This is a genomic window from Longimycelium tulufanense (genome assembly GCF_014645795.1).
Taxonomy (GTDB): domain Bacteria; phylum Actinomycetota; class Actinomycetes; order Mycobacteriales; family Pseudonocardiaceae; genus Longimycelium; species Longimycelium tulufanense.
This window is the reverse complement of record NZ_BMMK01000025.1, coordinates 20,351-32,391: the sequence shown is the minus strand read 5'-3', so window position 1 is coordinate 32,391 and position 12,041 is coordinate 20,351. Positions and strand designations below refer to the sequence as shown.

Genomic DNA, 12,041 nt, shown 5'->3' with positions numbered 1-12,041 from the left:
CCACTGTATATGACGTCGAGTGTGATGCCGGACGCGTCGGGATCACCGACGTGCTCGCCACGGTCGCCGGTGGTACGGAGAAGGGATGGAGTTCCTGAGCAGCCGCGTGATCCTCCGTCCCCGGGACCCGGACCGCTCGCGTGCCTTCTACCGGGACACGCTCGGCCTCGCCGTGTACCGCGAGTTCCCGGGCGGGGTGGTGTTCTTCCTCGGGCAGGGCCTGCTGGAGGTGTCCGGCCGGGGCTCCGGCGAGGTCAGCCCGGACGTGGCCCTCTGGCTCCAGGTGCGCGACCTGGGCCGCACCCACGAGGAACTCCGGCAGCGCGGGGTCACCGTGCTACGCGAGCCGCGCCGGGAGCCCTGGGGCCTGCACGAGATGTGGATCAGCGACCCGGACGGGGTGCGCATCGCGCTCGTCGAGGTGCCCGCGGGGCATCCGCTGCGTACCGACCTGCGACATGGCGCGGAGGACTGAGGACACTGTCCCGGACGGACGCCCGCGCCGGCAGCGCACAGACGACCGACCCGCCTACCGCTCGCACACCGCGAGCCACCCGTTCGGCGGTCCACCGTTCTCCGCGAGCAGCCGGCGGCCGCTCGCGGCCAGCAGCTCGTTGGGCGTGAACAGCCGGACGTGCCAGCCGTACCAGCGCAGCCAGGTCATCGGCTCGTCCACGAAGGACCGCCACTCAGCCGCCCGGCTCGCCAAGTCGGCCCGCACCCGGGACATGGTCTCCGACCGGGTGACGTGGCGGGTCACGTGCTCGACCACGAGCCGGCTCCCCATGGCCGCGGCGTCGGCGACTGTTCGCATCACCCGGTCGTTCGTCTCGGGCGAGAGGTAGTAGAGGATTCCCTCGGCAGCCCACCCCGTGGGTTGGTCGGGGTCGAAACCGGCATCGCGCAAGGGAGTGATCCAGTCGCTGTCGAGGTCGGCCGGCACCGTACGGCGCTCGCAGCGGGGCTGGGCCGCGCAGCGCCGAAGCACCGAGTCCTTGAAGGTCAGCACCTCGGGCTGGTCGATCTCGAACAGGCGGGTCCCGGCCGGCCAGTTGAGGCGGAAGCCCCGGGTGTCCAGGCCGGCGCCCAGCTGCACGATCTGGCCGCACCCGGCGCACGCGGCCTCCACCAGCGAGTCGTCGAAGAACCGGGTGCGGACCGCGAGGTAGTCGGCCAGGGCGCTGCGCCGCGCCCCCTCCTCCATCGGGGGCTCGCGCACCTCCGGCACCGCCGCGGCGAACTCGGCGGCGTAGGGGTCGACGAAGAGCCGGTCCGGGCGGCGGCTCTCCGCCGCGCGCGCCAACGCGACCAGCAACGATGTGACGCCGACGCCCTCCATCCGTCACCACCATCCGGTTCTGGGAGCGTCCGTGACGCCCCTCTTTTCTAGCACCCGCCCCCCACCGGCAACGCCGGCCGCAGCCCACCGCACGGTTGTCCTGCCCGGTGCGGCCCGAACCGACACCACCAGCGTCGGAAAGTAACCATATGGGCACCGACCGTCGCGATACCAGGTGGCTGCTCCCCAACCGGGTCTCGGTCGGCGCCGGCCGCCTGCCGGAGCCCACCCCTCGAGCCGTCAGCAAGGTCCATTACCCGATCGAGCCGGCGCTCCGGTGTCCCACCTCCTTCTGTATCCGACCTTCCGTATCCGAGCCGCGCAATGTCAGCCGAAGTGGATCCAGGCCCGCTGTTCCAGCGTGTCCGGGTCGCTGGCCAGCGCACCGCTGTTGGCGACGGTCCACAGAGTGTTGCCAATCATCAGTGCGCGACGCGGTCCGCCGTAGCGCTCCCCCGGATGATGCAGGAACCCGATCTCGGTAAGAGCGTTGTCCTCGAGCCGCAACACCAACGCTCCTGTTGCCACCATGCCCTGCGAGACACCTCGTGGTCTCCCGTACACGGAAACCACGATGTGGCCGGTAGCCGGCCAGTAGAGGAACGCGTGCGGATCATCCTCGACTTCCGACCGCGTTGACGGCACCTGGTGGGTTGCGATGCGTGTGGGGCGCGCCGGATCGCTCGTGTCGAACAGCGAGATCTGCGTTCCCAAGGCCCGGCCCTGCAGGGTCGCCTCCTGCCCGACGCCGAGCACCCGCCCCTCCCCCACCGGGTGCAGGTACGCGGAATAGCCGGTGATCTTCAGCTCGCCCACGGCGCGGGGACGTCGCGGGTCGGACAGGTCGAGCGTGTACAGCGGATCCACCTGGCGGAAGGTGACGACATAGCCCGTCGGACCGAGGAAACGCACCGCGTGGATCCGTTCCCCGATGCCAAGCCCGTCGAGCCTGCCAACCTCTACCAGCTTCCCTTCCTGCCCGGCGAGGACGGTGACCGAGTTGCTGCTGCCAGTCGCAGGTTCATCGGGGGCGGAAAGGGTTGTGGCGACCCGCAGGTGTCCGTCGTGTTCCGACAGCGAGTACTGGTTCAGCAGTCGGCCACGTACGGTTCCTGACGCCAGGTGTCGCGGGGGCCCAGGTTGGGAGATGTCGAACTGATGGATGTCGGTTGCCATCTCGCGTTGACGCATCGACACCGCACGTCGGGGCATCATCCAGGGAAGATGATCGTCAGCGACGTAGAGGTGGGAGTGATTGCCATAAACCGTGTCCCCGTCGGCGACGATCGACACCGGATCGCCCGTGCCCAGTTCTCGTTCGAGGTCGAAGGTCAGCACGGTGAGCATCGAGGTTCCGGAGTAGGTCGTCGGATGGCTCACGTGTTCGCAGTCCACGAGCAGGCCCGAACGGCGTTCCCCACCCTGGTCCAGCTCGTAACGCGGCAGCCAGTCATCGATCGACGACCGCGCAACGATGTCCCGATTGTGGTGCCAAGCCTGGTCAATTGATCGCTTCGGTTCGGGCGTGACGAATGGGAGCTGCGGTGCTGAGCGGATGACGACACGGGCCACGGCGTCAATGGACCGAGAGTCCACATAGGACCCTTCCAGCTTGAGGGTGCCGATCTTCCGCGGTTCTCCGGACAGATCGACGAGCAGGAGCTGGGTGTTCCCACCGGTCCAGCCGATGTCGGCGGGAATCCCGGGACTTCCGTGTACGACCAGGGCCCGGTCGCCGTGCACGAGGAGCTCTGCGGTGGGACCGGCGGGGAGGTCCAGGGTGCCCGCCAGGCCCCGGGCCGCCACGTCGAGGACGCGCAGCTTCCCGTCCGCCACGCTGACGATGCGTCGGCCGTCGGTCTTGACCAGGTCCGGCTCGTCGACACCGGCTTCGTGCACGTTGGTCGTCGAGTGATCGGGGCCCGCCGCACCGGCCGCTTCCTGTGGTTGCGTGGCCTGTTCTGTGATGTTCTCCAGGGCTCTCCACGGCCCACGGGGTGGCCCCGAACGGAAGCCGTAGGCCGTGACGTAGGGCGTGGCCGCCCGACGGAATCCCTCGACGGCCGTATCGCACGAGGAGAAGGCAACCAGTTTGGTGGGCGTGGATGTGGTGGCTACGGACGGTGTGCTGGGTAACGCGGAGCCCGCGGATCCCAACACGAGCGCGACCCCCACGACACCCGAAACGGTTCGACGCATGTCCCTGGGACGGAGCTGTTTCCCGCTCTCGTTGCTCGGCGGGCGATGATTCGCCGGTCCGGCGGTACAAGGAGAGTGTCGCGGAAGTCAGAGCGGCTGACCGGGGTAACGCGGTCCTGCTCTGGGCCGCACTCCCCAGCCGCCGAAGGATGCCTGCGCTTGGAGCACGGACAGCGCGAAGGACACGAGCCGGTCATGTGCTCGAGGCACGGCTCCACCCGACACGTCGGCTGCCGCACGATGCGGACGGCGAGGTCACCACCGAGGCCGTCCCCGAGCCGCGAGCCCGACCACTTCAGGGCTTCGCCGGCGGCAGATTCTCGTCGTAGGCACGCCGGAGGTACTCGACCACCTCGTCATCGACCTCGTCCGCGCTGTGCAGGCCGATCCGGACGGCGGCCGCGTCGCTGCCGATCGACCGGGCCGCCTCCAGGCGGCCGCCCGGCTCGTCCGCCAGTCGCAGGCCGAGGTCGACCCGCCTGCGGGTGCTCGCCTTGACGACCGCGAAGGTCCGGCGCGGGCCGACCAGCGAGACGTAGGTCTTGCGGGCCTGCACGGTCACCTCGCCCAGCGTGGCCACGACCGCGAGCACCCGGTCCAGGACCGGCCGCAGCGCCGGCCGGTCCGCGTACTGCGCGTCGATCAGCTCGTCGGCGCTGGCGAGCATGAAGTCGGGGTACCCGAAACGCTCCATGACCAGAAGCATCTGGGCGTACCCGGTGACGCCCTGCGCGGCCAGCCAACGCCGGAGCGCCGGCTCGTCGGTGATACCGGTGTCACGCACCCGCCGGTTCCATTCCCCCAGGTCGGCGCCGGTGCTCCTGGCCAGCAGCTCGGCCGACCAGGTCAGCAGCTCGCGCCAGTCCTTGGCACCGGTCATGGGCTTTCCTCCCTCCGTCGGCACCACCAGCCTGCCCCTTCCCACCGACATCCCGTTCACCTGTCTGGCGTCGCGGCGGGCCCGGGCGCACCCTGGGGACGAGGGCATGGAGGTGAGCACGATGCAGGTAGCCGGATGGCACGTGGAGCTGGAGTTCGACGAGGACGAGTCGCACACCAGGGCCGCCGCGCTGCTGCGGCTGCGGGACGGCACCGAGCTGCGGGCCCGGGGCCGGGCCACCCGCGACCCGCGCGATCCCAACGAGCCCCGGATCGGCGAGGAGCTGGCCGGTGCCCGGGCCCTGCTGGACCTGGCGCAGCAGCTCATGGCCAAGGCGGGGGCCGAGGTCAGGGACCTGGAACGGGTCTAGCCCCAAGCTAGCCCGGTACTTCGACGGCGGCGGGTCCACTGTGGACCCGCCGCCGTCCGGTGACCCGGCGGTCCCGGTCCGAACGACCCATCCGCATGCACCGCACGTGTGCTTCCTGTCGTCCCCACCAGCTAGGCCGAACGAGTTACACCGTCACCGGATTCGCCCCGGTGGCCCGGGTTCGCGGCATACTCGGCGGAACTGATCATGCTCACTCGGGTGCCCCGGAACGTCCGTCGAGGAGGCGGTGGCGTGCGGTCGACGTGTCCCCGCATGCCCGCGCCCCGAGGAGGGGGGCGGCGTGGCTGACTCGCCCGGTCCGACACCCGGGTCACCCTCCGGGGCGCAGCCCTGCTGGGAACGGCACGCACTCGCCGCCGCCGGTCGGGTGCTCGCCTGCCGGCGCAACGGATGGGAACCGGACCCGTTGGACCTGCAGTTGGCGATCGGCCCGCTGCTGTCCCTGGCCGGGCACGCCACGCTCGCCGGTCGCACGCCACCGGCTCAGGTCAGCGGGGTGCTCCGTCCCGTCCTGGCCGACGTGGCCGAGCGGTGTGTGGCCGCCGCCCGCTACGGCCTGGCACAACTACTCGACTTCTGGTCACGTTGCTGGCACGGCGAACCGTTGGGCGGCCACCTCTGCCGGGGTTCCGACCTTTCCGGCCCGCTCGTCCAACTGCTCCGCGACACGGCCGACACCCTCGGCCGAGCGCGCCACGACCAGGGCCCGCCCGACGGCGCTCCGGCCGTCGAGCCCGCGGTGGTGCACCGGCTCCTGGAACTCTCCGCGACCCAGCCGGCGATCGCGGCGGTTCTGCGCGCGACCCTGTGCCCGGCCGGGTCGGCGCACGCCGCCGCCCTCCTGGACCACCTGGCGCACGGCGTCCTCGTCGGTCTGGAGACCGGACTGGACCGCGTGCACCTGGCAGCCTTGCTCGTGCGGCTGGGCGCGCGGGGCGAGCACGTCGACGCCCAGCTCTCTTCGTTACGCGCGCTGGCACACCAGCTCGGCGAGGTCGAGCCGGTGATCGCCGGGGACACCCAGCTCCGCCAGGCGGCGGCGCTGGCCCGGGAGGCCGTGGAGGAGGGTCACCTCGACCTCGCCGAGGAGTTCGCGGCCGCCTGCTTGGACGGGGCCGAGCGGATCGGCTTCCAGCAACGGCTGGCCGGCGCCCGGCGGGCGGCCGACCGCCTCCCCGCGAGCGACCACGCCGAGCGGCTGCGCGCGGCCGAGGTGTTGTGGACGCGGGCCGACACCCGGGCCGTGGCATGGCGGCAGCTCGCCGCCGTGGAAACGGAACTGGGCCTGGGTGCCGAACCTGCGGCGGGACCGACCGCCTCCGACACCCAGCTGCACCGCGCAAAGCAGCGGTACGAGGCCGGGGCGGTGGACGCCGCAGTCGAGCTGGTGTGGCCGGACCGCAACCGCTGCCCGAGCGGCCCGGCACGTTACCTGCTTTTCCGGATCTTCCGGGAACAGCGACGGATCGCCTCCGCCCGCGAGCTACTGGCCGTGGCCCAGGCCGCCGGCGATGCGGGCTGGTTCGACCACCACAACCTCGCCCGGGTCGCGGTGGCCACCCGGCATTTCGAGGAGGCGAGCCGGGCCCACGAGCGGGCCGCGGAGCTCGGTGGGCCCCCGGCCTGGCTGCGGGTGGTGGAGCGGGAGCTGCCCAGCACCGTCGCGGTGGTACCGGACGAGTTGCTGACGGCAACACCGGAACACGCCGTGGAGTGGGTGGCCCGGCACGTCGAGCAACGGCTCGCCGACTCCGACGCAGCGCAGCTCGACCGTGGCTCCGCGCTCGCGTTGGTGCTGGAGCAAGCCACGTTGCACGGGGCGGGTACCGGCGGCGAGCTGGTGACCCGGCTGGAGCCGGTGCTGCCCGGGCTGGTGGAGGACTTCCTCGCCCGCACGGATCCTGCGGCGCTGGAGGAGCTGCCGCCGGAACAGCGGACGACGCTGTGGGATCTCGTTGCGGACCGCTCGAGCGGCGTCGTGTTGCATCACGTCCACCGGCTGCGCGCCGCGGGCCACCAGTTCCTCGCCGTGGAGCTGTTGCAGCGGGCGGTGCGGCGGGTGGAGCCGCGGGGGCGACCCAAGCTGCAGGGAATCCTGCTCCGCAGCTACCACGAGCTGGGATTCGCCGAGGAGGCGGAGGCCCTGGCCACCGAGGCCCTGCCCCCGTGGCCCGACGACAAGCTCCTGGCGGACACCGGTGCGCAGACCACCCCGCTGCCCCAGCCACGGCTGTTCGGCCGGGCCGCGGTCGAACGGTCCGGCGACGGCGACGTGCACCGCTGGTTGCGCCGTGCCGGAAACGGGGCGTGGCACCTGCTGACCGCGGCCCTCTACCACGCGGTGCGGGCGGGCCGCGCAGCCGAGGGCCTGCGCTTGGCCGCGGCGGCCCCGGTCCAGTCGCTGGTGCATTTCGGGGTCATCTGGAACATCGGCTGCGCCTACGCCCACCTGGGGCAGAACGAGGCGGCCGCCGACGCGTTCCACCGGCACGCGGCGTTGATGGACCAGCCCTACCTGATGTCGGACGCGGCGGCCGTGGCGGCGGTGTGCGACGCCGCTGGCCGTCCCCGCCCGGAACTCCCCGTCGTCAGCAGCGGGCATCGGGCACGGCGACCCGCCCAGCGATTCGACGACCAGCCGGCGCAGAGCCCGTTCGCCGACCGGATCCTGTTGTCCCGTAGGTGGATCCAGCAGTCATCGGACGAGGAGCTGCTGGCGGAAATCGCCGAGCGGTGCGGCCGGCACCCGGCGTGGATCGGCTGGGACGAGCACCTCGACCGCGAGTTCCTGTTGCGCGACCCGCGCCCCGTCCGCTCCCGCGCCGGAAAGCTCGGCCCGGAGACCGGCAAGCGGGTTGCCGAGGCGGAGCGCCGGGTGGCCGCGGAGGACTGGGCAGGAGCGCGCGACGCGCTTCTTGCGGCGTTGTACCTGCAGCCGACGCACCTGGGGTTGCTCGCCGACACGGTCGCCGTCCTGCTCCGCACCGAGGAGTTCGACCACGCCGAGCGGGTGGCCGACGCGGGCGGCGAGCGCGCGCACCGGCACGACCTGCTGGCCGCGGTCCGCGCAGCACGCGGCGACCGCGCGCCGGCGGTGGGCGAGCTGCTCCGGGCACAGGCCATGGCACCGACCCCGGAGCGGGCGTGCGCGGTCGCCCGGCTCGCGTTACGTGCCGGCGACTCCGGGACCGCGGTGGACGCCCTGACCGCGCAGCTGGACCGGCACCTGCCCGGCACCGTGCCGATCGCCGCCGCCTTCCTGATCCGGTTGTCCCGCACCGAACCTGGGGCGGTCGGGGAGGACCTGGTGCGCTCCGTGCTCGCCCGGATTCGCCAGCGCCGGCGGCGCGACGAGCTGATCGAGTGGGTGATCGAGCACCGGGCCCCGGCCGAGCTGGCCGGCATCCGCGGCGAGCTGGGCCCCGACACCCTGGACCGGCTGGCCACGGCGTTCGCCGACGAGCCGGTCGCGTTGCTGGCGGCGGTGCACACCCGCCTGGCCGGGATCACCGGCGCGGACCAGGCCCGCGCCCGCCAGGAGTCCTACCTCTTCCTGGTCACCACGTTGCTGGACCGGGGCGAGCTGGGCGCGGCGGCGAGGCACTACCTGGATTTCGAGCTGGAGTTCGGCGCCGAGCTGGCCGGGCAGGCGTTTCCCGAACATCCCGAGACCCGGTTCACCGCGTTCCGCCGGGTGTACCTGGAGACCAAGCTGGACCGGGCCCGGTCCGACCGCCGGATCCGGGTCGGTCCCGGCGACCGCGCCGAGCTCGAGCGGCTGCGCCGGGCGGTGCGCGTCATGCTGCCCGCGGAGCCGGTGCGGCGCTTCCACGAGGCCGCCGACGAGCTGGCCGAACTGGCCACGCACCAGCTGGTGGCCGAGGACTCGCTGCTGGTCGAGGCGGCGGTGACCGCACTGCGGGCCGCGGTGGAGGGCACCGCTGACGCCGTCGGCATCGACGAGCTGGTGCCGCTGTGGTACGAGCTGCTCGACACCGCCCGGCCGCCGCTGCTCGAGGGCCGGCCCCCGGACCGGGCCGAGCGGGGCCGCCTGGACGGGCTGAACCGGCGCATCCGCCGGTGCCAGCAGACGCTGACGATCCCGCGGGTCGAACAACTGGCGCAGCAGCTCGGCAAGACCCTTTACCGCGCCTGGCAGGAGCTGAACCGGCCCCGGCTGCCCGCGCCGGTGTCCTCGTTCGCCCACCAGCGGCCGGCACCACCCGGGTTGTTCACCGGCCGGCAGGAGCCGGCACGGAGGATCGCCAAGGAGCTCAACGCGATTCCGGCGCGCGGGCTGGCTCCGGTGTGCGCGGTGCACGGTCCGCCCCGGATCGGCAAGACCTCGTTGCTGCACACATTCCTGGAGCCGAACAGCCACTGCCCGGCCCATGTGCTGCCGGCCCGGATCGTGGCCCCCGGTGCGGACGAGGATTTCTACGCCGCGCTGGCCACCCAGCTCCATCGGCGTGGGCGGCGCGCACGACGGCGGCGCGGCGACAGCGACGCTCTCCCCGACATCCCCGTTCCCAAAGGTGTCGCCAACCTCGATGACCTGCTGGACTGGCTCGACCACATCCCGGACGGGTGGGGCTGGCTGGTCGTGGTGGACCCGCTCGACGGGTTCGCCGCCGATCTCGCCGCCCACGGGCACGCCGCCGCGTTCGCCGAGTTGCTGCACGAGGTGACGACGTTCGACAGGTACCCGGTGGGCTTCCTGCTCGCCGCACGGGTGGCCCCGGCCCGGCTGCTCGCCGGGCTGGGCGCACGGATCGAGCCGATCACCGTCGAGCTGGGTCCGCTGGAGGCCACCCAGACCCGGCATCTGGTGCACAAGGGGCTCGGCGAGGTGGAGATCACCCCCGGCGCGCACGAACGCTTCCAGGCCCTCACCGCCGGCCACCCCTACCACCTGCATCAGCTGGGTGCCGAGGTGGTGCGGCAGTGGCAGGCACAGGACATGCCGTACCGGCCGGTGGACTCCGCGGTGGTCGACGCCGCGGCAGGGGCACTGACCACCGTGTCCGACGCGCACATCGGCCCGCTGGCGTACTTCGCGGACGAGCGGCGGGGCAGCCTGCTGCGGCGGCTGGCGAACGTGCTCGTCTCCGACGACTGGGTCTGGGACGGGATGGTGCTCGACGCCCTCGACAGCGGACCCGCCGCGCAGTCCCGTGAGCAGCTGCAGCTCCTGCACGACAAGGGTGTCGTGGTGTGGGAGGACACCGAGAACCGGGTGCGGTGGACGAACCCGCTGGTGGGCCGCTGGGTGGTGGGGCGTTACGCCGAGGAGCCGGCAGGAGGGGGCTCCCGGATACCCCGGATGCCGAAGGCGATCGAGGCGCGGCTGCGCGCGGCCGGCTACCCGCTGGACTGGGGACGGCCGGTGCCGTTCCGGGCGGGCGGGGCACCGATGCCCCGGGTGCGGGCATGGCGGGACGGGCAGCCGTTCACCGTCGTCGCGGTGCGCGGCGCACATGGCGAGGTGCGGGCGCGGGCCACCGCGCTCCTGCGTCGGGCGTTCGACCGGTCCGACGGGCCCCAGCGGCGGTATCTCGCCGACTGGGTGGACGACGAGCACGTGGTGCTGCGGTGCCCGCCTGGTGAGCGGACGTTGGACGAACTGGTGCCGACCGAGCCGGTGACCGCGGCGCGGGCGGTGGACTGGGTCATCCAGGCCGCCCACGCGGTCGCCGAGGCGCACCGGGCCGGTCTGGTGCACGGTTCGCTCAGCCTGGACTCGCTGTACCTGGTGGAGGACCGGGTGTGGGTGGAGGGCTGGTTGGAGGCGGCCCTGGCCGAGGCGGGCCATTCGGTGCTCCGGGCGCGTGGTGTGCCGGGCTACCGGCGGCGCGAGTACGGCGGGCCGGAGGACCCGCCGCTACCGGCCGACGACGGTTTCGCCCTCACGGTCTGCCTGTGGCGCCTGCTGGACCAGTGCGTGGCCCCGGACGAGCAGTCCGCACCGGGCCGCCCGCCCCGGTTCCCCTTCGCCGAGGACGATCCGCTCGGCACGGACGGACGGGCGAACCTGTTCAGCCTGTCGAGCCGGGCGGTCCCCGCGGCGCTCCGGGATCTCGTGGAGGACGCCCTCCGGGAGGACGTCACCCCGGCCGAACTACGCAACCGGCTGCTGGCGTTCGTACGCCGGACACCGGCGGACGTGGCCCGTGGCGGGCAGGACGTGGTCGACATCCGGCTGCAGGTGGACGGCGACGGTCTGACCTGGGACACGCAGGGGCCGGTCCGGCTGCACGCGCACAGCGACGCGCTCGGGCTCGACCTCCAGCAGGTGCAGCACCTCCCCGGCCCCACGCTGGTCGGACTGGTGCAGGATCTCGCGGCGCGCCCGGGCCACGACCGCATCAAGGGCATGTTGGGGAAGCAGCTCGCTTCCGTGCTGTTCGGTCTGGATGAAACGGAGCTGCGGGAGCGGTTGCGCACGGTGCGGGACCGCGCACGGATCAGGCTATGGCTGGAAACCACGACGGATGTGCACCAGTACCCGTGGGAGCTGGCCCTGGTCCACGACAACCTCAATCTGGGCGAGGCCGCGACCGTGATCCGCTTCCCGACCGACCCGGACGTGCTCGTACACGCCCCTGTGGAGAGCGTGCCACCGGAAGTCTTCGTGTTGTTGGGCCGTCCCGGAAGCCGCCCACCCCGCGGCATGACCGCCGGGTTGCCCACCGGTTCCGGACACACCCTGAGCGACCTGCTGCGCAGCCACCATCGGTGCACGGTGTTCCAGTATCTGGGCGAAGGCGAGCCGGGTACGTTGCTGGTCGGCGCGGCACGGCGGGGAAGTGACGGACCCGTTGGGAAACCCTGCGACCTGACGGTGCTCGGCGACGCGTTGTACGGCTGGCGGACCCGATTGGCGTTGTTGACCGGCTGTCACACGGCAACCCCATCGGTGGTTGGGCCGAGTGTGGCATTGTCGTTGGTGCGGTCAGGAATTCCAGCAGTGGTCGGGATGCAGGCACTGGTCCAGACGGACACCACGGCTCGCTTCGCGCAGCTCTATCTTGCCTCTCTCCGCAAGCACGGTGACGTGGAGTTGGCCTTCCACCTCGCCTGCCAGCGGCAGGACGACAGCGTGACCAGCCATGCCGGGGTGCCCGTGCTCTTCCTCGCATCCCGCCACACCAAGCTTTTTCATGTCTCCGTTGTGGATGGGTGATGGCTTCGGAGGAAGGGCTGGTCGCGGAAACGGATACCTGCGTGCGGCC

The 12,041-nt window shown here is 72.2% G+C and carries 6 protein-coding genes; 3 read left to right on the top strand and 3 right to left on the bottom strand.

Annotation, left to right across the window (positions count from 1 at the left end; translation table 11 throughout):
* Window positions 1-85 precede the first annotated feature (85 nt).
* A complete protein-coding gene (locus IEY55_RS22345) occupies window positions 86-475 on the top strand; it encodes a VOC family protein (RefSeq protein ID WP_189060494.1) in 390 nt (129 codons plus the stop codon).
* A gap of 54 nt (window positions 476-529) precedes the next feature.
* On the opposite strand, the gene IEY55_RS22340 is transcribed toward IEY55_RS22345, so the two are convergent.
* The 3 genes from IEY55_RS22340 to IEY55_RS22330 form a co-directional block, all read right to left on the bottom strand.
* Window positions 530-1,339, bottom strand: a complete 810-nt coding sequence (locus IEY55_RS22340; protein WP_189060493.1) for an SAM-dependent methyltransferase — start codon at window positions 1,337-1,339, stop codon at window positions 530-532.
* A 327-nt stretch (window positions 1,340-1,666) separates the two neighbouring features.
* Window positions 1,667-3,538, bottom strand: a complete 1,872-nt coding sequence (locus IEY55_RS22335; protein ID WP_189060492.1) for a beta-propeller domain-containing protein — start codon at window positions 3,536-3,538, stop codon at window positions 1,667-1,669.
* Window positions 3,539-3,833: 295 nt separating this feature from the next.
* Window positions 3,834-4,418, bottom strand: coding sequence for a DUF5655 domain-containing protein (locus tag IEY55_RS22330; protein WP_189060491.1), 585 nt, complete (start codon window positions 4,416-4,418; stop codon window positions 3,834-3,836).
* Here IEY55_RS22330 and IEY55_RS22325 point away from each other — a divergent pair.
* Window positions 4,417-4,788: a DUF1876 domain-containing protein gene (locus tag IEY55_RS22325; RefSeq protein ID WP_308424776.1), complete on the top strand. Its 372-nt coding sequence runs from the start codon at window positions 4,417-4,419 to the stop codon at window positions 4,786-4,788. The genes IEY55_RS22330 and IEY55_RS22325 overlap by 2 nt on opposite strands.
* A gap of 301 nt (window positions 4,789-5,089) precedes the next feature.
* A complete protein-coding gene (locus tag IEY55_RS22320; RefSeq protein ID WP_189060490.1) occupies window positions 5,090-11,992 on the top strand; it encodes a hypothetical protein in 6,903 nt (2,300 codons plus the stop codon).
* Window positions 11,993-12,041: the final 49 nt, after the last annotated feature.

Excerpts from the sequence above, each read along its gene's own strand:
- IEY55_RS22330 (WP_189060491.1), bottom strand. The coding sequence starts at position 4,418 with ATGACCGGTGCCAAGGACTGGCGCGAGCTGCTGACCTGGTCGGCCGAG.
- IEY55_RS22335 (WP_189060492.1), bottom strand. The coding sequence starts at position 3,538 with ATGCGTCGAACCGTTTCGGGTGTCGTGGGGGTCGCGCTCGTGTTGGGA.
- IEY55_RS22340 (WP_189060493.1), bottom strand. The coding sequence starts at position 1,339 with ATGGAGGGCGTCGGCGTCACATCGTTGCTGGTCGCGTTGGCGCGCGCG.
- IEY55_RS22345 (WP_189060494.1), top strand. The coding sequence starts at position 86 with ATGGAGTTCCTGAGCAGCCGCGTGATCCTCCGTCCCCGGGACCCGGAC.
- IEY55_RS22325 (WP_308424776.1), top strand. The coding sequence starts at position 4,417 with ATGGGCTTTCCTCCCTCCGTCGGCACCACCAGCCTGCCCCTTCCCACC.